Origin of the sequence: Vibrio clamense (assembly GCF_050337905.1) — a bacterium.
GTDB lineage: Bacteria > Pseudomonadota > Gammaproteobacteria > Enterobacterales > Vibrionaceae > Vibrio > Vibrio cortegadensis.
In genome coordinates this window covers 375,577-396,843 of sequence record NZ_JAKJTJ010000019.1, presented here as the reverse complement: position 1 = coordinate 396,843, position 21,267 = coordinate 375,577, and the positions used below count along the sequence as shown (strand labels likewise).

The window sequence follows — 21,267 nt, the reverse complement described above, 5'->3', positions numbered from 1 at the left end:
TGTTGCAAAAGGGTTTGTTGATTTGTGTTTTGTCATGCTTAACCGTAGTTAAGCGTGCTTAATTAACTTTGTCGCCATTCTGTCGCCACTTGATCGCCATGTTATAGCTTGTATTGAGTGACCGGATTTAGTGTGATCGCATCACTCAAATGGTTAGGAGAAAAGTGCGAATACACCATAGTTTGCTCTATTTTCTGGTGACCTAAAATATGCTGTAGAACTAAAATATTGCCACCATTCATCATGAAATGCGAAGCAAAAGTATGACGCAAAACATGGGTAGCTTGCCCTTTGGGAAGATCCGGTAATGCAATAGTTAGCCACTTATGCGCGACACCGTAACCCACACTAAATAACCGACCGTTCGTTGGCTTAAACAACTCAGTGTATAACTCTTCAGAGATCGGAATCGTACGGTTCTTTTTCCCCTTAGTCTGCGTAAAAGTGATTTTATGTTTAAAGAGTTGGCTACCTTTTAACTCTATCACTTCATTGATACGCGCACCCGTTGCCAAGCAAGTTTTGAAAATAGTGAGGAGTTCATCTTTTACATGGCTTTTATCTAATGCCGTGAACAAATGCTTGATTTGAGCCTCACACAAAAAGGTCAATTCAGTCTCGGTAGTTTTGACCGACTCGATACCATCTAAAGGGTTGGGTAACTTCCACTCATTCAGTTTGATTAACTTGTTGAAAATGGCTTTGAGACAGGCTAAATCACCATTATTCGAGTTGATAGATAGGTTACCTTCACGGCCTCGACCTTTGTTGGTTCGATTAGAACGGTAGTGAGCAAAGTCACGAGAGGTGAGGTGGGAAGCAATAGGGTCACTTAACTCATTACAGATGTGAATCATTCGATTCTGAGTATGTTCACCAGACTTCAAATTTTGTCCGTGAAGCTTAAACCATAACTCGATGATATCTGAAAGACGGCGGTGATCGGTTTTTTCACCTAGCCACGGTTTATCATCCACTTCTTTCATTAAGTAGAATTCATAACTGTTCGCTTCGCCTTTGGTGGCGAAGCGTTTACGAACGCGCTTACCTCCACGGCCTTGCGGGTAACACTCGCAAAGCCATGGTTTTTTGCTGCCGTCTTTTAGGTTTCTAACTGTCATGTGAAGTTATGTATCAAGACCCGTTACTTCTACTCGTATCTGAGTACATAGTTTAATGATTCTATTACAGCGTTTTGTGTCTTCTAGGCGAGGGTAGGATTCGAAATCTCCTCCTGTAGCACAGTCGAATAAATTCTCTAGTAATGACTTTAAATTAGAGGAAAACTTTGCTTTAGATGGATTAAATCTGCCTAAAAAGAATTTTTTTTCTATTCTACCTTGGGCATCTCTTAATAAGCGGTGATCAGCTTTTATTCGCATCTCTTTGATTTGGAGATCTTGAGAATTGCTAGCGGAGTATGGCTGTATCCAATACTTTGTAGCTGATTCTTCAAACCTATCAAGAACAAATTCGAATTTGGTTATTTCTGTAGATAACCCTTTTTTTAAGGAGACTACCCACCAATAGAGAATGTTAAATGTAAATGCAGCCAAAACTGAAAACAATGCTCCAGCAAATGTCACTCCATAAGAGCCATCTGGAATGGATCCAAGAGTAGTGTTTACTTTTTCTAAAGTAGTGATTAATAACGTGTTATCTAGACTAAGAGTAGGAACGCTGTTTATTGCTACTTCACTGCTAATTGGTTGAGCAATATCAATTACAGGTAGCTTATTTACAGTGACGTCATTAGTTAAAGTTCCACATAAATCATGTATGCTACTTGGTGCATTTTTTAATGTTGCATTGATGCTCTCTAGAGAAGAGATAACATCACTTTGATCAACTTTAATAACAGGAACGCTGTTTATAGCAATGTCATCTGTTATTGGCATACATAAGAGTTGATTCTTTTCAATGCTTAACACTACCGATTGGCTCTGTGCACTCATCGCCTACGCTCAGTTGCGATATACGTTTGCGAGTTATATTCTGCTTCTTTTATGTACTTTCTTGCTCTTTTAGCATAGAACTCATAATCAGGATCTGAATACTCGAAATCAATTTTTTTGAGTAGTTCAGTTGAGGTAATGTATCCATACTTTACCATCCCAGCAAAACCTTCAGTTAAGAACGAAGAACCATACGTATCTACGTCATCATCTAGAATGAACGTAACTTTTTCGTTTGGTTTTAGTCTTTCAATTAGCCCTTTGAGGTGATCCTCTCGAAAAGCTTCGCCACTCCGTTTATTTGTATCAGAGTAGTATCGCCCAGATGGTTCATCTGAAAATTGCGTACCAATATTAAATATACTCATTTTTAACCCAAATTTAATCTTAAAGAGTAACGCGCCAAATTATTAGTGTACCTTGAACAGGGTATTTGGAGCGTGAAGTTGTAGTTTTTTGTTTGTCGTTATCGAGAGTGAAGCTGTATTGTCCTTTACCACTTAAAATCGATAACATTCCACTTTTTCGCTGTTGAATAAATACTAGTAGATCGCCTAAACCTTTACCTCTATCTGGTTCATTTGTTCTTGTTTTGCCATATTCAACAGCAGCTTCTAATAAATTTTCATCTTTTCTTCTATCAACAGCAGGTATCTTGGTGAGTAACCCGAATATGCCATCTTTCCATTTTGAATTATCTAGAGTTTTAGGAATGCTAACTCCTTGATCATAGAAAATGACTTTTAGTTCTCGTGTTGTTTCATTATATGAGCCAGTCATATACCAAGGTTTCTCTTTAGTTCTACGATCCCATCCTTCAGGGTAGGCATGATGTGTTACATTTGTTATTGCTTCATCAAGTCCACTTGCCAAAAAAGTCCATTTATCAATCTGTTTTTCACCAACTAAGTCATGTATTCCACGCTTTAGCTCTTTGATTTTGCCATCATCTCCGCACTTACCTTTGATATATCTTACTAACCGAGTGTCAGAGCAGTTATCTTTACACTTAGGCGGTTTAACAAATTTATTTTCGAATAAGTTAAAAAAACCAAGATCGTGAAGTTGACTATAGATTTCATCATTCCATTGTTTGATTTTTGGGTTCAATTTATTTCGAATTGTATCTTCCCAATTTGACAGTTCAGCAGTAAGTGCTAGAGCTGCTGGAGCTGAAAGCTTTCTTAAGTTGTCAAAGTTTACACTTACTAGGTTGTATGTTTTTTTTGGTAAAGGTTGACCATGATTTTTATGAATATAGCTTACTAAGACACTAATTGCGTTAAGATGCTGTAATGTCTCTTTCTTGTTTTCTTCAAAATCCATAACTTCAGGAAGGTGGATGACAATCCCTTTTTTTCTATTTTTCAATAATTGGTGACGAAGACCTCGTTTGACTTGATCTTGGATATAATCATTTAGAGGTGAGTAATCAATTTTCTTCCGCTTTGGTCTCTGTCTTGGTGCCTTACGTGTTGAATAATGCCTATTTTTTGCTTTAGATGCTGCAAGTCTTTGTTTATAAGTTTCTTTTCGTTGACGTTGAACGTCTCTAAGACGTTGCTTTGTTGTTATTAGTTTCATATTTAATACTTACTACAATTATTAGGTTTATTACACTAGTTCAATATTTCTAGCTTTTGATTCTTTAAGCCACTGCTTCAGCTTGTTGTTCTTTCTCGATAGCTAAACTCTCACGATACTCAGCAGCCTCAGCCTTAAGAGTCCAATGAACTTCATTTAAACCTTGTTGCTCTACTGCCTGTTTTACTTCTGCAACCGTAGTTCTGAAGAACTCTTTGCGTGAGTTGATCTTATTAACCGACTGTAGGTTGAATTTTCTATGCAGTTCTTTTTCTAGGGCTGGCGCGTCATCGCTGTAAATCATTGCGTGGACATCAAACGAGAAAGGAACCGATGCGTCACCAAGCTCTTTTACACGATCCATTGGTTCTAAACGACGAGTCATACCAATTTTAAATACTTCTTCACCAAAGCTACCTACGTTACTGATTACGTAGACGTGGCCACGACGCGTCTGTTGTGCCATTGATAGTGCGCGTTGACCTCTATCTTCAGCTTCTTGCAGTTTGCCTTCTAATTCTGCAAGTTGAGCCTCAAATTCAGCTTTCTGTTCTTCGCTTGCTTGGCCTAATTCTTGGCGAGCCTTTTCTAAAGCTTTTTGAAGTATACGTTCTTCTTTTTCTGCTTCTTTACGCGCTTTTTCCATTTCTCGGATAGCTCGTTCTTCTTCGCGAATTTGGGCTTTGATTTCGGCTTGTTCTTCACGCTCAATTTTCTTTAACTCGAATGCAGCAACAGCCCATTTGAGCTCAGTTAAACGAGCGTCGAGGAATTCTTGGTTGATACGAGCATTTCGAAAAGGAGCTCCGTTGTGGTTAACAAGGGCAAAAGAATCAATTATTTCTTGTTTGATTTTTCCGAAATTATCATGTTTTACTTTTGATAGTGCGCTGTCAACTTTTCCGTTAAAAGCATCAACTGCGAAGTGAATAGCGAATGTTTTTCGGTGAGGTTCTACGTAGTCACATGCGCCAGCGAACCCCTCTTTAACCATTTCTTTTACACGCTTACGTGCTGTTTTTAGCTCTTCACCTGCTTCTTTGTAACTGAATTCTTCTGCAAGGTCGTCGAGAACTGAATGGTTTGGAACAATATAATCGTCTTTATAGCCTTCGATGGTATTTTTCATGGCTTTAATGGCATGTTCGTAAGAGTCGGCTTTCGCTTTTGCCTCGTAAGCATCCCCTGCAATTTTTTTTGCTTGAGTTTCTGCAAAACTAATGACTTTACTTGCTTCTTCACGAGCCTCTGCTTTAATTTTTTCGGCTTTTTCTTTTGAACTTGATAATTTTATGCGAGCTTCTGCTGTAATGTTTTTTGATTCATTTTTTGCTTCTTCAAAAATTTTAGTCCTTTCGTTTTTTGCGTCATTAATGATTCTTTTTCTTTCGTTCTGTGTCATGTATCTATAACTATGTGCTTCAGATTCAATTTTTTTTGCATCTCGCTTTGTGGCTTCCATCTCAGCTTTTGCCTGCTCAAGTTCTTTTTCAACTTCAGTTTTAGATTTCTCAATAGATTCATTTGCAGATCTTAGAAGTTCTTTTGTATGGGCTTCCATGTCAATAATTGGTGAGTAAAGAGCTTTTAGGTCTTCATTCTCGAAACGTTGCCTTTTTGCATCAGCTTCAGCTTGCGCTAGAGCTTCTTCGGTTTGTTCTAGTTTAGAATTAAGTTCTTTTTGTGCTTTCTTGTTTTTACTGCGGAAAATAAAAAGCAGTAAAAGAGGAGCGAAAAATATAGCGAGAGCTATTACTGTGCCTATATCCATTTGTTATTTACCTAGCCAATTTAAGTTTAGTTATTAATCTTTCTTCAACGTTGCAGCAATGTAACCAATCACTTGGATATCTTCGTCGGATACCTCGATAGTGCTGTCATCAAATGCTATCGCCAGTTTTTTACCGGGCAAGCGTTGAATGCGATTGATAGACAAATGCCCATCAATATCTATTAAGTAGTTACCTCTTAATGCATCCATCATGCTTTTATCAAGAAGATAGATAGCGTCATTGGTTTCTACTTCAATTAAGTTTGCTTGCTGTAAGCCCAAGCTATTAATTCTTCTTACTGGATAAGGTATTTCGCCTGTATCTAATAGTTTTCCGCCGCTTAAGCAGAAACTTTTCAGTAGTGTAACGCCATGTTGTGGATTTTGTTCTCGAACGGCTCTCTCTTCCATTGCTACGTGAGAGTTTGCTACTTCAACTTTCCCGTTAGCAATTTTATTAAGCTCTTCGGTTGTTAAAGCTAATTCTTCAATTGGAATACCTTTGTTGAGATGTAGCCTAACCATTACCTCATGAGATGTTCGTTCGTGTTTGGCCCATGTGCTAAATGTCGACTTTGGGATTCCAAGTAAGTCTGCTAACTCTTGGTGTGTACGGCAGTTTAGCTTGTTTTTTAACGCATCGACGAAATCTGAACCTTTCAGGTAGTCGTATGGCTGTATGCTTTTTTTGTCGTCCATATGAGTTCTTTCATGTAAAAGATCGCAAAGAGTCAGTTTTGGTGTCATTAAGGCTTGACCTGTTCTCAAATGGGATCAATAATCCAATTGTTCTCAAACATGAACACGGCAACTAACCAAGCATGTTTGATTCTTAATAAAGTAACTTGTAAGGATATCACTATGTTGTCTTATGCTCTACAGATCCCTGCCCCATATATGCGTATTGAAGAGTATTCCCGCTTTTCTGGCGTTCCTTTATCGACTCTTCGTAAAGACATGGAAAACAACAAGCTAATCATTCGCCCTAAAGAAGCAAAGAATGAAATTCCAATGGTGAACGTGGTTGCTATGGCTGAAATGGCCACCCGTGAAGCATTAGAGTTGTTGAGATAGTCATGCGTATTTCTCCTGTTGTCCCGACTAAGAATTATTGCCCAAGCTGGCTTCATTTGTTCGCTTGGGTCGTCATTCTCGTTCCTCCCTTCCTATAAAGAGTGTCGTATATGAACGGAAAAGTTGCCATGTGCGAATTACGTGAGCCCAAACAGCGAGCTTTTGACGCCGTTTGCCGTGATTTTGTTGAAAACCACAATATTGAAAAACTCGCAGAACGTGTAGGGCTGAAAGGAACGGTATTGCGTAGCAAGTTGAACCCAGAGCAGCAATACAAGTTAACACCTGTTGATATGGCTTTAATCTGCAAGGCAACAGGTGATTACACCATTATGAATACGGTGTTGGGTGATTTGGGCGTGGTAGTGGCAGAAGTACCACTAGAAGAAGGTGCAAAAACTTTAGTCGAGCGCATTTTAGTTAATGGCGCACTTTCAGGTGAGCTTTCTAGCGATGCAATAAAGCACTGTAACGCAGAACGTTTATTTAGAAGCGATAAACGTAAAACCATTGCCAAAGCTCAAGCGGCTTTAGGGAATCTGGTTTTACTTATTAACGATTTAGAAAACCGCACAACTGGTTTAAACCCGTTCTTAAGTATGGGTATAGATTTCATTGCCAACGGTGCGCCCATTCCAGGCTTAAGTTAGAGGAATTACCTATGTCAGTTGCCATTCAAACTTTAGATAACCCATGCCATCAGCCTTGCCCTGATATGCCGTTTCACTCTTTAACCAGAGAGCAAAAAGAGCGTGGTTTAACTTTTTTACAGCGCACTCGCAACGAGCTGCGTGATCGCCAATTAACCTCACTTCGTGAAACCAGAGCCAAATTACAAGCACAAGAGAGAAATAGCGACAGCATCACCGAGCAAATGCGCATATCGAAAGAGATCCGCAAGATTGATTCACAGGCCAATCGCGTGATTGAACGCTGGTCTTAGCCACCCGATTTACTAAGCCAACCTAGCCATTGGGCGTTTTGCCCGTATCCCTCTTAATTTCTTAACCGATTGAGGGAGGGATTTTTTTATCCAAAATTTGAGGATTTGAGTATGAGTAGTCTCGAAATGCACCTTTTAGAGCAGTCTACCGAGCTGATCTTAGAACGCTTTAAATCAAGTAGCACAGAACAGCAACACGAATTGTTATGCCACTTGGATGCAATAGCAAAGAAACAGCAACCACTTGAAACACATCGCCCACAGTCTGAAGTGTTGGCAGATATTAAAGAAGCAATGGGATGTGAACGCGCTCGTTTCTTCTTTGGTCATTCATTCCCTAGCTGGTACCGCAGTGGTCACATCAAGCAAGTATCACAGCTTCATCACTGGGCAAACTTAGACATGAGCAATCGTCGTCTGTTTCTTGAAATGTTGGCACTGCGTGATTTAGGCCATTTTGATGATGAAGAGTTACACCAGTTCGAACAGTACTGCTTATCGGTTGTGGGGGAGTAAACATGAGCATCATCACTGTATTCCGCAAAGACTTAGAGCATGGCCTTCGTGGTGAAGGTTTTACTACTCGCAAAATTGAGCAATTCATTCGTGTATTCAATACGGTCGAATCGAGCCAGGGCGAAATGCTTGAGCTTGATTCCATTAGCGCCATGTTGGTGAACGTAAATGGCACTGAACAAGGTTTATGCCTGGAAGATGTCATCACCGCGTGGTGGGTTTTCTGGGTAGTGGTTTACAGCCAATCTGCTGATGACAAATCAATGGAACTCCAAGCTTTAGGTGCAATCCGCGCACTCTTTTTTGTTTCTGCTTGCACAAAAAGCACTAGCCAAAACGCAACCATGCAAATGTGGTGGCGCGACTATGAACCAGAACATGGCTACCCAACGTTGGAGGCATGCTGATGCTGAATTATGTAGCAGTAACTTTAGGTATTGGTGGTGATGTCGTTCGTGATGCTGAAACCTCTGAAGTGATGAATGTGCAGTTAGGTGAGTGCGACTCACCAGAGAACGCCATTGATTCAGCGTGTGAAATATTCAACTGCAAGCACGTAATGAATGGAGTGATCGTCAAGGGCAACAACACTGGTGGCCACATGATTATGGATACGCAGGAGCTTAGTGAGTTATGAGTGAAGCAATGAAAATCGCCGCTGAAGCACCAGATTACATTGAAATGTTAATTGCAGAGATGCTTGCAGGAGGCCATCCAGATAATGAAGTGCTATTAGGTACGTTACTGACTGGCAATGAAGAACTTCAAGTTCAACTAAAAATTACTCGTAACCCTGCTGATTTTTTGGATGAAGGTTAATGGCATCCAATTACGCCACCAAAAAAGAAAGACGTTCATCTAAGAAGTTACTAACTTCGGGTGAGCGTCTTGTTGCGTGGAACCAAGATATAGATATTCATTCCCTTGAATACAGTGAACTGCAACAAGAGAAAGCACAGGAAACGTACTTAGAGTGGCTAGGGTGTGATCAAGAGTTGCAGCCTGTTGCTAGTGATATGGTGCTATCTAGCAGACGTGTTTTCGATCGCGAACCGGAAAACCTTTCTGTTGTTGAGCGCAAGCTTTATGAAGTAAGTCCTGATGACCACGAGTGGTTGTCTAAGTATTTTTCTGATCTTCCTTCTTACCTTACCAAGTATTTTGCAAATCGTTATGTCTCTCTTTTTAAGAAAGAAGGCCGTGATATAGCAAACACATATATTCGTGAAAAAATGAAACCTGCAACTGTTCGTGTTCGCAGGGTTTTAGTGCATTACAAACATTTACCGACCACTCATAAGGTGGCTTCGCTTAGTGACGATTTTGCTGATGGAGAGCAAAACAACACTGAGCAAAGCAGCTTTAACCAACCAAACGGACAGGCTAGTTTCGATTTTGATGCGATAGAAAAGAGCAGTAAGCCAGCGAAAAGCAAAATTCTGGCAGAGCTAGAAGAGGAAGAACTCCGTGACATGGCTTTTAAACTATCGACGATTCTTACTAAAAAAACTCAGCTGATCGGGATTCAAAAAGGTAAAGAAACAGAGAAAGAAGTTGATGAAGCCTTGCCTGGTATTTATGAAGAAGTTGCGGCTTTCGTTCGTAAGCTTGGTATCACACCCCCTCGTAAATACGAGAAACAAACAGCAGAAAGTGCCATTACCGACATTTCAAGAATGGTCAGTGAGTCTTGGTGGCTTGGTCGTTTAAAGAAAACCCGAAAAATCATGCGTGAACATTTAGCGATTGCGATGGGGCAAGTGTCTTATCGCGCTTCGGCTTATTCATCATGGGATTGCATTCAAGAGCACCAAGCGCAGCAAAAGAAAAACTGGGAATACATTCAAAATACGTTACTCCAAGATGAAGAGGGCGAAGAAGTTGAAATGGAAGACATGGTGCTTAAAAGCATGTCTAACCCTGCAATTCGTCGTCATGAATTAATGGTCCGTTGTCGTGGTTGTGAAGACATCGGTAATGAGCTTGGTCTGCAAGGTTTGTTCTTAACTCTTACCACTCCTTCTACATTTCATAACAGCTATAAGAAAGGCGGCTTTATTCCTCATTGGAACGGTTCAAGCCCTCGTGATGCTCAAACTTACTTAAATAGTGTGTGGAAAAAGATCCGCTCAAAGTTAGGCCGTGATGACATTCGTTGGTTTGGGGTTCGTGTGGCTGAGCCGCATCATGATGGCACACCACATTGGCATTTATTGATTTGGGTGATGCCAGAGCACGTAGAACAGGTACGTGACATTTTCATTAGCTATGCAGTTCAGCAAGATAAAGAAGAGCTTTATCCATTCTTTGACCGCAATGAGAAACGCGCGGAAAAGAAGAAGGCTATTCAAGGTCCATTCAATTATCGACCTCGCTGTGATTTCGGTTATATCGATCCTGAAAAGGGTACCGCTACGGGTTACATCGCTAAATACATTTCTAAAAATATCGACGGTTATGCAATGGGTGACGAAATTTCGAAAGAAACAGGTAAGCCCGTTCAAGCGATGGCGAAAAATGTTAGCGCATGGAAAAGCCGTTGGAGCATTCGTCAATTCCAATTCTTTGGTGGTGCTCCCGTCACGACTTACCGTGAGCTTCGTCGATTAGCCAGTCAGAACAAGAAAGCGTTCATGACCTATGTGTTTGAGCAGCAACGTAGTGACTTAATCACGATTTACTCGATGTCTTATCTTCACTTAGTTGGCCCGTTTAAGCCTGCGAGTGTAATGACCAATGCAGAGTTGGTTGAGGCGATTGCTACCAATTATCAACCACGCATGAAAACGGATGAAACCACTGTAGCGGACACAATGAAAGCTGCTGATAACGGCCATTGGAAAGGTTACATCATGGGGCAAGGTGGCCCATTTGTTAAGCGTGAAGATTTATTAATAACTAACTCTTATGAAGTGCTGCCGTTTGCTTCACCGCATGGGGAAGATGTTCGAAAAATTGAAGGTTTCGTTGCCGCAGGTGAACTGGTTAAAACGCGCCTGAAAACATGGACGATTGTGAGCAAATCAGAAGATAAGAATGCCGATGATGCTGAAGCGGGGGCTCTTGCTTCTGCTCTTGATCTTGCTCTTCCTGACAGCTCTGCTGTCTCTCGGAGTTCTGTCAATAACTGTACGCACCCACAGAAAGTACAGATTAGCGATCAGCTTAAGCGGCTATTAGAACCTTATTCAATTAATGGAGGTTTACCGCCAAATATTGATGAAGATGCACTAACCGCTCTGCTAAAAGGCAGTTCAATTCGTATTGATGATGAAACCAGTATAAGAATCCGCCCTGCGGAGGTAGACGAGTACGGCAAGAAACGCCCAGCGCAGCTAGTAGAGCAGTACGAACCCAAGCCAGATTTAAGTTGGTTGGATGATTTCGAGGCTAAACCGTCCGAGCCTCTAACCGGAGAAGATGAAGATCATGAATATGAGCAGCCAGGTTTATCAGAGTTCAGTACCAGTAGCCGCCAGAACAAGAGCTGGGGTGACTACCTATCGATTATTGATTCAGAAAAATGGCCACTATTTGAGGAATGATAAGAATGACAGATAAAAAACTAACTCTACATTTGAAAGTTGAAATTAATAATGAGTCTGATTGGCTAGGCCTTGAAGATTACAAAAAGTATCACGGTGCAACCAATGATCTTGAAGCTCTTAAATTAATGGCAGAAATGGAAGATACAACGCCACTCAACTTGCTAGTAAATCTATGTGATAACAGCAATCCTTCCGAGTTCATGAGTGTTGAATCAGGTGAACCAAATGAATAAGCAAATTCAACAATACATGATATTCGCCTTTGCGATCGGTTTTGCATTTGAGTTCGGTGGCCAGTGCGCTTGGATGTTTATGGATATGATGAAACTCGCTATTCATTTACCTTTAGGGTGATCTTATTCTCGATATTTAAAAGTAAGAAAAACACCTGTTTACCACTGTTTAAATATACAGTAATATTCTTGTGTCGTTGGTAGGGGTATTTGTATGTCTGATAAAAAAGAACTGTTTCAACAATCACTTGAGGTCATTATTGATGGCATGTCGATGAGTGATGCTCGCGAAGGTAGCGCACAGGTAGGGTGCTACTTAGTGGGGCTGTTAATAGCAGACAATAAAGGTGAATTAGACGTAGATAAAATAAAAGCCATTCAATCGATAATTGGAATGGCCGCAGAAGCAGAAAGTCCAGCTTTTCATTTATAGCATAGATAGCTGCTGTTGGAGCTCTTGCCGCTGTTCTGGCGGTAGGGCTTTGACTAAGCTAAATGCCAATTGAGAAGTTGTTTTAGCTGAAGGGCTAAGGGTGCGACTAAAGCTAAGGTTCATCACAAAGGTGTGGCCACATTCGGGGTCACTACAACTGCAATATAAGTCGCTATAACTCGCTGAAATACGGTTTGATTTCTGTATGCGACTCTTCTCGCCACACTCGGGGCAAATTACTCTCATCTGAACACCATAGACCTATCGACTGACAAGTTAATGGTACTAAATTATGGTGAGGATTTATACAGTGACATTACCTAGGTGTGCTGCTTTCTGTGACTCACGGAAAGCACGCCTACGTGACGGAAAACGCACTCCTCCTCCCCACCTGCGACGTTTTTGATCTCATTTTTTCGCAATTTTATTTCAGCGAAATTAAGCCACCTCATAAAAGCCTCAACATGGCGCAAGCCCTTTAGGAATAACGGGGCTTGCAGAGAATTATCTCCTCTGAAAATGGCTTAAAATAGGGCTAACAAAATTGCGAAGAGTGCAAAAAATTGCAATAAATTGAAATTTTGATGATCACAAAAGATCTCTTTGTTTTTGTAACTTGTTGATTTTATGTGTTGTTTGTATTTTACGTCAGGTTTTTGAATGATCTCTTTCTGTTTTTAATGATCATTTTAGATGTTTGTCAGCCCTTATAGAGTAAGGGCTGACGGGAATTGAAAGGCTAAAACAAAATTGCAAAACGTTTCACTGTGTTTGTGACTGTTTTACGTTGCTTCATTGTCTAAATCGAATTCAAAATGAAGATTCTTTGGCACTTCTGGGTCGTTATTCACCGCATCCATAAACATTTGGCAAGCGGGTATCACTTCGTTTTTGCTGTAGACATAATCAAACTTGATCGGGTCGCCACGAGTACCACCGTTTGGAATGATTGCGGCCAGTTCCACAGGGAACCGATGACCAGTGATCACCTCTTGCGCCGTGACATTCTTAATCTTCTCGTATTCATCTTTGGTGGCGATGTCCCCAACAGGGATAAGTTGAATGCCTTTCTCATTGCCTCCTGGAATATTAATGAACATCGAGCGAAAGTTTCCCACACCACGGCTTGAGGCCATCTTGGTTTTTAAATCATCTTCGTCTTCCTTGCTCAAGTTTGGGTCGGTCGCGTAGAAGATAAAGCCCATATGCAGACCGTTCTTGTAGTAACGGCGGCGGAATGTGGTGGAATCTTGGCTCAATAGCGCAGATTGAACGCACCCTAAATAATCGGGGCCACCATAAACTTGCTGAACTGGGTCATATTGCTTAATGAATATGATGTCTTTTTGTTTGTAAGTACGCTGCTTATTCTCCCGTCCAAGAAAAGCAAAATCGCCATTTTTACGTTTGCGAATGTACATGGTAGGAACGGGCCAAAGCCCAACGACTTTGCCTAAATAATTACGCAGCTTAAGTAGGGCGGTATCACCAAACTCTAAATAATCATGAACGGCAGCTTGCACTTGCTGCTTTTGCATTCCACCTTTCACAAAGCGGCCTGAAATCATATTGCGGCGCGCCATTAAAATGGATCCATGGTAAGCATTGGCTCGGGTCAGTTTATTTAACCCCGTTCTATCGAGTGGCGGCTCCCAGTAATCATCCTGGTCATTGTAGAAAAGTTCGTTGTAATCGTAGTTGGTAAAGTCTCTATCCATCACTTCAGGTGAGCCAAAACTAAACATGATGCTTTCGTCATGGTTTGATTCTTTGGCTAACGTGTCTTGTGTGGGTAGGTCGGTTGTCTGCTCAGTCATTTAAGTTGTCTGCCAAGTTGATTTGCGTTTTTCAGAATGGTCGAGAGGTTCATTGATACAAGCGTGAGAAATCGCCCAAAAGGCATCGGCGTGACCCGTTAACTCGCTGCGCTCTGCTTTGAAAGTCATGTTATTACCGCTGTTAGTTGTGGCGCGTTTAATGGCCATAAACGCCATGGCAATATCTTTGTGCTCCGCATCAAACTGGATGCGGTTAGCTTCAACCACATCAATCATCTTCATCACTAAGCGGTTCTTACTTTCATTGCTGTATTGAATGGCCACGGTTTCTCGTGGGTGCTTCTTCTTGATCAAGTCAAAAACACCGGCACCAATGCCCGTGGTATCGATGCCTAAGTAACTGACGTTGTAACGTTCGAATACTTTTGAGACTTGCTGCGCTTGGTATTGGAAGTTCAAACCACGCCAATAATGCTTTTCAAGAATGCGAAACTTCTCAATAGCAACAATCGGTGGGGCCACTACTACTAAGCAAGCATTGTCACGGGTTCGACTTGGGTCATAACCAAGCCATACCTCACGGCTTGAGAAGGGGTCTTTGTCTCTTGGGTTAAAATCTTGCCATCGACTGATATCCACCATGGCTTTTTCAAGTGCTGAGAATTTGAAGACAGAGGTGGCGCCATCGACAAATACGCACATGAAGAGGTTTTCAAAATCGTCCTTGCTGTATTCATCACGCAGTTCATCAATATCGAAAAGTTCACAACCGCCAGCTGCGGCATCTTCGATGGTAACGACATAGCGCCACTGCTTATCTGGGCAAAGCCTGCCGTTGTCTCGGTATTCATCGAATGATGGAAATTCAATGTTGGCGCGAGTATCACGACCTTTACGCCATTGGTCACCTGTCCAAAAAGTATAAGCCTGATGAGTTTTAGCTGAAGGCGTCGAGAAGTAGGTTTTGCGCCAGTTCTTGTGCGTGGCCATGGCCGAGGCAAGTTTGTTCAACTCATCGAATTTCGGGATCCAGAAATACTCATCCACATAAACATGGCCATGGTAACTCTGCGCGGTTTTCGAATTGGTCGATAGAAAACGCAGCTCAGCACCGTTCGATAAGATGATCGGGTTGCCGGTTAATTCTATCCCTAAAAACTCAGCTGCAATCGCAATAATGTAACTGCGAAAGACTTCGGCTTGAGCACGAGAAGCAGAAAGAAAAATCTGGTTATCGCCAGTTAAAATGGCGTTCTCTAGCGCTTCACCACTGAAGTAGTAAGTCGCCCCAATCTGACGGGATTTGAGAATATTTCGAATACGTTGATGCAAGTTGTCACGCATCGTGAGTTGGTATTCAAAGAGCGAGTCATGCCAGGACTTAAAGTTTTCTTCACTCAGCTCAGAGATATTATTTTTGCCTTTCTTCTTTTTCTTATCGTCTGATGGAGTCGCGCGTGAAGATTTGCCGTTCGATTTTGATTTCGATTTGGAAGAAGAGGGTGGCTGTTGCGTGTTGGAATGCTCAGTGTTTTGCTTTTCTTGAGCGCGGAATTTCTTGAGGTGTACGTGATGCTTGATAAGTCTATCAAGCATATCGAGCTGGCCTTTGGTTGGGCTTTCCAGCTCTAACAAGGTTTCAATTCTACGCGCTATCGACTCATCAATAGTTTGCTCGCGCAGCATGTCACGCCATCCGTATTTGTCAGCCCAGTGATAAAGAATACGGGTGCTGTTCAAACCTAATTCGGAAGCGATTTCTTTGGGTGTCCAAGCCTTTAAATAAAGCGCTCGGGCCGCGTGTCGTGTTTCGGGAGTATATGCCATGAGCCAATCATACGCGCAGGCAACCCCCTAAATTGCATAGCAAAATTCGGATGCGTTCGGATATAGCCTGTATCCGAATTGGTCGGAATTGAAGTGGCTGAAAGCACCGATTCAAAGGCGTATTGTGATTATCACTAAGACGCAAACAGCTAATTAACAGACCTGAGAAAACAAGATGCCCCAACTGCAAACAAACTGGATTCGAATTGCTACCGCTGGTAATGCAATTGATGGCCGGAAAATTGATGAAAGCATCCTGAAAGATATGGCTGACACCTACAATCCTGATGAATATACCGCTCGTATTTGGCCTGATCATCGTCGTTGGTTTGGTGCTTGGGGTGACGTCGTTGCGGTTAAAGCTGAAGAGTGGCAAGGCAAGTTAAGGTTGTTTGCTAAGTTGCGCCCAAATTCACAGTTAATGCAAGCCAATGAAATGGACCAGAAAGCCTTTTGCTCTATTGAACTGGATATTAAGGACTTTGACGGTACAGGTAAATATTACTTAGCAGGTTTGGGAGTGACTGATGAGCCGGGCAGCTTAGGAACTGAAAAACTGAAATTCAACAAAAGTTCAAAAACCTCTTTTTATGCAGAGCCAGAACCATTCCAAATTGAAGAAGTGGCTGATGTAGAAGAGGGGAAAGAACCGAGTCGTTTTCGCAAGTTAATGAGCTATTTCAAAACTGGTTCAATCGACGAATCTCAACAAGAGGAACAAAACGTGGAAAAAGAGCAATTTGATCAGCTAATGGCTGGTATCAAAGGCGTTTCCGACAAACAAGAAAAGCTGGAAACTCGCTTTTCTACGTTTGAGCAAAATCAAAATAAGCCTGAAGAGAATGAAGTTAATGAACCGGACGGTGATGAAGGATCAGCCATTGAAGGTAACAGCGAAAACTTTTCAAAGCTGATAACTGCGGTTCAGGGCATTGCTACTAAACAAGATGAGTTAGCAACCAAGTTCAATAAGCTAGAGCAAGAAATACCAGGCCAAAAGCCAGGTGAAGAAGGTAATGGCTCTCAAACTGTGGAGGCCATTTAATGTCCTTAACCAAATTAGCTGAAGAGTACCTAGAACATTACAGCGAAGCCGTGGCGAAATCGGCAGGTGTGAGTGATTCTTCTAAGAAGTTTTCTATTCAGCCTCCAATGGAAACCAAACTGCGTCAAGCGATCATGCTTGGAGTCGGTTTTCTATCACTGATTACGGTATCGCCTGTCGAGCAAATCAAAGGCCAAGTGGTCGATGTGGGCACCGGTTCTTTGTTAACAGGCCGTGTTAAAGGTGGTCGTTTCCGTGGCCAAGTTGGTCTTGATGGCAATACCTATGAACTGGTGAAAACCGATTCAGGCGCGGCTATTCCTTGGGAACTGATCGTCCAATGGGCTAATGCGGGTGATAAAGGTCAGTTCATTAAGTTAATGAACAACGCCATTACGCAAAACTTTGGTTTGGACATGCTGAAGATTGGGTTTAACGGCACAAGCATTGCCGAAACCACCGACCCTGAAAATAACCCGTTAGGGCAGGATGTGAATAAAGGCTGGCTGACGATTGCCAAAGAGAAAGCGGCTGCGCAAGTCTTACCTTCTGCGAAACTTGATCCAACAGGCGCGGCGGAAGATTCCTATAAGAATCTTGATTCGTTAGCGAACGACTTAATCAATAACGTGATCCATGAGGCGCACCAAGAAGACCCTGATTTGGTGGTGATCGTGGGCCGCAACCTAGTGGCGGCTGAGCAACATCGCTTACTTGAATCAGCGAATACGCCAACCGAGCACAAAGCGGCTCAGTCTCTTGCGAAAACCATTGCAGGTAAAAAAGCGTATACCGCGCCGTACTTCCCTGCTGATGGTTTATGGGTGACCAGCTTGAAGAACTTACAAATTCTTCAACAAAAAGGAACTCAACACCGTAAGTCTCGTGATGAAGAAGACCGTTCTCAACATGAAACTACATGGTGGCGTTTTGAGGGTTATGCGATTGGTAATCTTGACAAGTTCGCGGCTATTGAAGCTGTGGCCATTGTTGACCCTGCTTAGGAGTAGCGCATGGCAAGTCCATTAGCGAGAGCGCGACAACGGTTGGTATCAGAAAGCAATAAGCCATCGAGTAATGTCGTCGCCAAACCCAACAGTCTTCACCTCTTATTAGCTGAGCTGGAAACTGACTTGAAGGTGCTAAAGAGTTTCAACCGCTTAGATGAAAAGGTCAGCCATAAACGTGAAGTGCTGGTACCGAAATACCGTGAAGCGATTGAAGAGTACTTAGCGGGTGACGAGCAATTCGATAATCCGTTATTTGCTCAAATGGTGATTTGGCTTTTTGATATTGATGATCTTGAAACGGCTATTGAGTGGTGTGATATCGCTATCGAACGCGGGTTTGATACGCCAGAGCGATTCAAGCGTGACTTTGCCACGTTCTGCGCCGATGAAGTACTGAAATGGTCTGAGCGAATGGCGTCATATGGCCATGCTATTGAGCCGTACTTTAATCATGTGTTTACCAATTTAATACCCAGTGCTGATGGTGAAAAACCTAAGTGGACCATCACTGAAAAACTCAGCGCCAAGTGGTTCAAGTTCGCAGGGCTTTACCTTCTTCGTAATGAAAAAGGGGAGGTGCATGCAGGCTCAGTCGCTGACAGCGAACGACTGGAGAAAGCCAAAGCCTATTTGCTTAAAGCTCAAGATGAGCACCCACCGATTGGCGTTAAAACGATGATCGACAAAATCGACCAACGGCTGAGAGCGCTAGAAAGCGGCGACAATCTCTAAGTAGATAAACGACTCCTATGCCACCGCGCCTCGACTGACGAGGAAGAACAAGTGATTTATCACCCTGTTTATTCCGTCGACTCAGTGGCTAGAGGCGCATTCATTCTGTGATGTCTTGAAAAGGTGAATCATGAGTTTTGGCGGAAAAGTCGATAAAACGAGTAACATCGAGCTCCCTGGCGAAGGGTGGCCGAATTTATCAACCGATGAATTTCGCCAGTTACGACGAATTCCACATACGTTCGATAATTCTTCTATAGCGGCAGCGATCACGATTGCTGCGTTCAATGTTCAAGGACAACTTGAAAGTCTGCAGATTAATGAGGTTTCACCTTCGCTCAATATTGCCAAATCAACGTTGTATAAACGCGCAGTTTATGGCCGAGCACATGCGGAGCTGTTGCCTGAATTTGCGACGCAAGATAGGCGAAAAGAAGGGGAGAGTGTGGCTACCGATGATCCACAGCAGAGTGCACGGTTCATGGCTCAAAGTAATCGTGATGTTCGAGCGCTATTGGGGTGCAGTGGTAATGGCGTTGATTTTATATGAACGAAACCGTTTACAACAAAACCAAGCTTGAGCACTTAACGGATTACATCGTTAGTCACCTCAATAGCAATGTATTGGATAACAAAATTGATGCTTGGCAAGAGAACGGCTCAATTGTGCCAAGTGGTGAAGACCGTGGAAACGATGGTTATATCGCTTGTTATTGGAAATACAACGCGGTGATCTCGGTTGAGGAATTTCCTCACCAGTTATTAGACCCACGCTGTTTACTGGCTCTGATTGCCTGTTGGTTAAGTGACCATGAAGAAGAACGCAACGAGCAAGAACTCGAAGACCCAACGCTTTCGGTCGATGTGATCAGCAGTTCATTAGCTGATGTAAGCATAGAGCTTGAGCTGATGGAACCCATTGAACTCGTACCAGACCCAGAAGCGGGAATGATTACTTGGCGTGGCATCAAATACCGAGTCCAAGCCGTAGAGATTTACACCGCAGAAGAAGCGGAGTTGGTGAATGAAACCGACGATTAATGTCAATAAGAGGGATGCGCTCAACATGCAAGAAAAGCTTGCCATGTTAGCACTTCCGCCTAAAAAGCGAATTTGGATACTGAAAACCCTAGGTCGTTGGGAAAAAGCCAATACTCGCAAACGAATTCAGCAACAGAAGGACGTTCGAGGCCAAGCATTAGCACCCAAAAAAGGGAAGAAGCGCGGCAAAGTGATGCGCCGTATGGCGAAAGGGTTAACCCCTTATGTAAGAAACGCCAACATGCTCGACCTAACTTGGAGCAATAAGCTCACCGCAAGAATTGCCGCTAGGCATCACCTTGGTCAAAAGCAAAAAATGACCAAGCGCCAAATGCAAAAACGGTGGGGAACACCAAACTATTCCGCGCCTTGTTCAAAAGGACAAGCGCGAAAGCTAAGGGAACTCGGTTACACGGTAGCGAGAAAAAGTGGCAAAGGGCGGAAGAAACCAAGCCTGCGCTTATTGATGGATACCGTTACCCATGGTCAAGCAGGGCAAATTATTCGAGAGCTGAGTAATCAGCCCAATGCATCCGCTTGGGACATCCCATTAGCTCAGCGCCAAATACTAGGCAGTAAAGAACGCGAAGTCACCCGCCAACTCATAAAGATTTTTGAGCAGGCCAAGAAGCGAACATAAACGAGGAAATAACCAATGGCAACCGGAAAGGTAGAGGTAAACAACCTCAATTTAGGGCAAGGCGGGATCCCAGAAATTGAACGCCACCTGATCTACATCGGGCGCACCGATAAAGCCGAACTGCAAGGCAAGGTCACACGTGTAAACAACATGACCAACCTTGATGAAGTGGTGGCCGATGATGTGTTAGGCGCAAACGTCAAAGCCGCGCAGCTCAATGGCAAACAAAACTGGACGGGTGCCATCTTCGGTTTAGCGGATGGTAAAACTTGGCAAGAAGCCGTAGACATTGCCAACCGTACCGACTCGTTTGAAGGTATTTGTATTGTTGATGTTGTGGCCGACAAAGCCGAGTTCACAACGATGCAAGATAAAGCAACAGAGCTTACGAGCAAACTTGGTCGTTGGGTGTTCTTCCTTGCTGCTTGTCCTGGCATTGATGCAGATAACCAAACTTGGTCGGACTATGAAACGGCCATGCTAGCCCTAGTCAAAGATGTTGCCGCAAACATGGTGACACCAGTGCCACAGCTGAACGGCAATAACGTCGGTGTACTTGGTGGTCGCTTATGTGATCGCGCTGTGACGGTAGCTGATAGCCCAATGCGAGTGGCAACGGGTAGCTTATTAGGTCTTGGTGACATGCCAGTGGATAGCGCAGGCAAGCCATTGGAAATGAGCACCATTTCTGCTTTAGCAAGTGCTCGTTATTCACTTCCGCAATGGTATGCGGATATGGAAGGTATTTACTGGACAGATGGCACCACGCTTGAAGCCAAAGGTGGCGATTTTCAATACCTTGAATATGTTCGTCCCACTCACAAGCTTAACCGCCGCGTTCGTATTAAAGCGATTCGTCGTATTGCAGACCGAATTTTAAACTCGACACCGCCAAGCATTGAACTCAACCGTACTTATTTCAGCAAAGACATGCGTGATATGTCGAAAACCACTGAAATTGGCGGTATCCCGTTCCCTGGTGAAATCATGCCACCACGTGATGAAGATGTATCGATTCAGTGGATGAGCAAGACCAAAGTAAACATTGGCTTAATGGTTCGCCCTCATAACTGCCCGAAACACATTGTTGTCAACATCGGGCTTGATCTCTCTAACCCTGCAGATGCGGAGGCGTAA

Annotated in this window: 27 protein-coding genes; 18 read left to right on the top strand and 9 right to left on the bottom strand. The window is 42.8% G+C overall.

What is annotated here, in order from left to right; all coding sequences use genetic code 11:
* Positions 1-101: 101 nt before the first annotated feature.
* The 6 genes from L4C39_RS04730 to L4C39_RS04705 all read right to left on the bottom strand — a co-directional run bounded on the left by L4C39_RS04730 (position 102) and on the right by L4C39_RS04705 (position 6,009).
* Positions 102-1,121 (bottom strand): phage integrase, encoded by a 1,020-nt coding sequence (locus L4C39_RS04730; protein WP_429744758.1) that lies wholly within the window; start codon positions 1,119-1,121, stop codon positions 102-104.
* A gap of 6 nt (positions 1,122-1,127) precedes the next feature.
* Entirely contained in the window at positions 1,128-1,955 is an 828-nt protein-coding gene (locus tag L4C39_RS04725; RefSeq protein ID WP_429744756.1) for a hypothetical protein, read from the bottom strand.
* Positions 1,952-2,323, bottom strand: coding sequence for an STAS-like domain-containing protein (locus L4C39_RS04720; RefSeq protein ID WP_429744754.1), 372 nt, complete (start codon positions 2,321-2,323; stop codon positions 1,952-1,954). The genes L4C39_RS04725 and L4C39_RS04720 overlap by 4 nt, the downstream gene beginning before the upstream one ends.
* Positions 2,324-2,342: 19 nt before the next feature.
* Positions 2,343-3,539, bottom strand: coding sequence for a hypothetical protein (locus L4C39_RS04715; protein WP_429744752.1), 1,197 nt, complete (start codon positions 3,537-3,539; stop codon positions 2,343-2,345).
* Between the two features lie 64 nt (positions 3,540-3,603).
* On the bottom strand, positions 3,604-5,310 hold the full coding sequence (locus tag L4C39_RS04710; RefSeq protein ID WP_429744750.1) for an SNIPE associated domain-containing protein: 1,707 nt from the start codon (positions 5,308-5,310) through the stop codon (positions 3,604-3,606).
* Positions 5,311-5,343: 33 nt separating this feature from the next.
* A complete protein-coding gene (locus L4C39_RS04705; protein WP_429744748.1) occupies positions 5,344-6,009 on the bottom strand; it encodes a phage repressor protein CI in 666 nt (221 codons plus the stop codon).
* A 99-nt stretch (positions 6,010-6,108) separates the two neighbouring features.
* Between L4C39_RS04705 and L4C39_RS04700 the strand changes: the two genes are divergently transcribed.
* The 11 genes from L4C39_RS04700 (at position 6,109) to L4C39_RS04650 (ending at position 12,057) form a co-directional block, all read left to right on the top strand.
* Positions 6,109-6,384, top strand: coding sequence for a hypothetical protein (locus L4C39_RS04700; RefSeq protein WP_429744746.1), 276 nt, complete (start codon positions 6,109-6,111; stop codon positions 6,382-6,384).
* A gap of 110 nt (positions 6,385-6,494) precedes the next feature.
* Entirely contained in the window at positions 6,495-7,034 is a 540-nt protein-coding gene (locus L4C39_RS04695) for a phage regulatory CII family protein (RefSeq protein ID WP_429744744.1), read from the top strand.
* Positions 7,035-7,045: 11 nt separating this feature from the next.
* Entirely contained in the window at positions 7,046-7,327 is a 282-nt protein-coding gene (locus L4C39_RS04690) for a hypothetical protein (protein WP_429744742.1), read from the top strand.
* 111 nt (positions 7,328-7,438) lie between these two features.
* Entirely contained in the window at positions 7,439-7,843 is a 405-nt protein-coding gene (locus L4C39_RS04685; RefSeq protein WP_429744740.1) for a hypothetical protein, read from the top strand.
* Between the two features lie 2 nt (positions 7,844-7,845).
* Positions 7,846-8,250: a hypothetical protein gene (locus L4C39_RS04680; RefSeq protein ID WP_429744738.1), complete on the top strand. Its 405-nt coding sequence runs from the start codon at positions 7,846-7,848 to the stop codon at positions 8,248-8,250.
* Entirely contained in the window at positions 8,250-8,480 is a 231-nt protein-coding gene (locus tag L4C39_RS04675; protein WP_429744736.1) for a hypothetical protein, read from the top strand. The genes L4C39_RS04680 and L4C39_RS04675 overlap by 1 nt, the downstream gene beginning before the upstream one ends.
* On the top strand, positions 8,477-8,662 hold the full coding sequence (locus L4C39_RS04670) for a hypothetical protein (protein WP_429744734.1): 186 nt from the start codon (positions 8,477-8,479) through the stop codon (positions 8,660-8,662). The genes L4C39_RS04675 and L4C39_RS04670 overlap by 4 nt, the downstream gene beginning before the upstream one ends.
* The gene (locus tag L4C39_RS04665) at positions 8,662-11,388 is read left to right on the top strand and encodes a replication endonuclease (protein WP_429744733.1); all 2,727 of its coding nucleotides are present in this window, start codon (positions 8,662-8,664) and stop codon (positions 11,386-11,388) included. The genes L4C39_RS04670 and L4C39_RS04665 overlap by 1 nt, the downstream gene beginning before the upstream one ends.
* A 5-nt stretch (positions 11,389-11,393) precedes the next feature.
* A complete protein-coding gene (locus L4C39_RS04660) occupies positions 11,394-11,624 on the top strand; it encodes a hypothetical protein (RefSeq protein WP_429744731.1) in 231 nt (76 codons plus the stop codon).
* Positions 11,617-11,745, top strand: a complete 129-nt coding sequence (locus L4C39_RS04655; protein ID WP_429744729.1) for a hypothetical protein — start codon at positions 11,617-11,619, stop codon at positions 11,743-11,745. Before L4C39_RS04660 ends, L4C39_RS04655 begins: the two co-directional genes overlap by 8 nt.
* A 93-nt stretch (positions 11,746-11,838) precedes the next feature.
* A complete protein-coding gene (locus L4C39_RS04650; RefSeq protein ID WP_429744727.1) occupies positions 11,839-12,057 on the top strand; it encodes a hypothetical protein in 219 nt (72 codons plus the stop codon).
* On the opposite strand, the gene L4C39_RS04645 is transcribed toward L4C39_RS04650, so the two are convergent.
* The 3 genes from L4C39_RS04645 to L4C39_RS04635 all read right to left on the bottom strand — a co-directional run bounded on the left by L4C39_RS04645 (position 12,052) and on the right by L4C39_RS04635 (position 15,662).
* Positions 12,052-12,303: an Ogr/Delta-like zinc finger protein gene (locus tag L4C39_RS04645; RefSeq protein ID WP_429744726.1), complete on the bottom strand. Its 252-nt coding sequence runs from the start codon at positions 12,301-12,303 to the stop codon at positions 12,052-12,054. The genes L4C39_RS04650 and L4C39_RS04645 overlap by 6 nt on opposite strands.
* Positions 12,304-12,839: 536 nt before the next feature.
* On the bottom strand, positions 12,840-13,874 hold the full coding sequence (locus tag L4C39_RS04640) for a phage portal protein (RefSeq protein WP_429744724.1): 1,035 nt from the start codon (positions 13,872-13,874) through the stop codon (positions 12,840-12,842).
* Entirely contained in the window at positions 13,875-15,662 is a 1,788-nt protein-coding gene (locus L4C39_RS04635; RefSeq protein ID WP_429744722.1) for a terminase large subunit domain-containing protein, read from the bottom strand.
* Positions 15,663-15,837: 175 nt separating this feature from the next.
* Here L4C39_RS04635 and L4C39_RS04630 point away from each other — a divergent pair, with 175 nt between their 5' ends.
* The 7 genes from L4C39_RS04630 (at position 15,838) to L4C39_RS04600 (ending at position 21,267) form a co-directional block, all read left to right on the top strand.
* A complete protein-coding gene (locus L4C39_RS04630) occupies positions 15,838-16,707 on the top strand; it encodes a GPO family capsid scaffolding protein (RefSeq protein WP_429744720.1) in 870 nt (289 codons plus the stop codon).
* Positions 16,707-17,711: a phage major capsid protein, P2 family gene (locus L4C39_RS04625; RefSeq protein WP_429744718.1), complete on the top strand. Its 1,005-nt coding sequence runs from the start codon at positions 16,707-16,709 to the stop codon at positions 17,709-17,711. Before L4C39_RS04630 ends, L4C39_RS04625 begins: the two co-directional genes overlap by 1 nt.
* A 9-nt stretch (positions 17,712-17,720) precedes the next feature.
* Complete coding sequence (gpM, locus tag L4C39_RS04620) at positions 17,721-18,449, top strand: phage terminase small subunit (RefSeq protein WP_429744716.1); 729 nt, start codon at positions 17,721-17,723, stop codon at positions 18,447-18,449.
* Between the two features lie 130 nt (positions 18,450-18,579).
* Positions 18,580-18,999 carry a head completion/stabilization protein gene (locus tag L4C39_RS04615; RefSeq protein WP_429744715.1) on the top strand — a complete coding sequence of 140 codons (420 nt, stop codon included), beginning with the start codon at positions 18,580-18,582 and terminating at the stop codon, positions 18,997-18,999.
* Positions 18,996-19,490, top strand: a complete 495-nt coding sequence (locus L4C39_RS04610) for a phage tail protein (protein WP_429744713.1) — start codon at positions 18,996-18,998, stop codon at positions 19,488-19,490. Before L4C39_RS04615 ends, L4C39_RS04610 begins: the two co-directional genes overlap by 4 nt.
* Positions 19,474-20,130, top strand: a complete 657-nt coding sequence (locus L4C39_RS04605) for a phage virion morphogenesis protein (RefSeq protein WP_429744711.1) — start codon at positions 19,474-19,476, stop codon at positions 20,128-20,130. Before L4C39_RS04610 ends, L4C39_RS04605 begins: the two co-directional genes overlap by 17 nt.
* Positions 20,131-20,145: 15 nt before the next feature.
* Positions 20,146-21,267 carry a DUF2586 domain-containing protein gene (locus L4C39_RS04600; protein ID WP_429744709.1) on the top strand — a complete coding sequence of 374 codons (1,122 nt, stop codon included), beginning with the start codon at positions 20,146-20,148 and terminating at the stop codon, positions 21,265-21,267.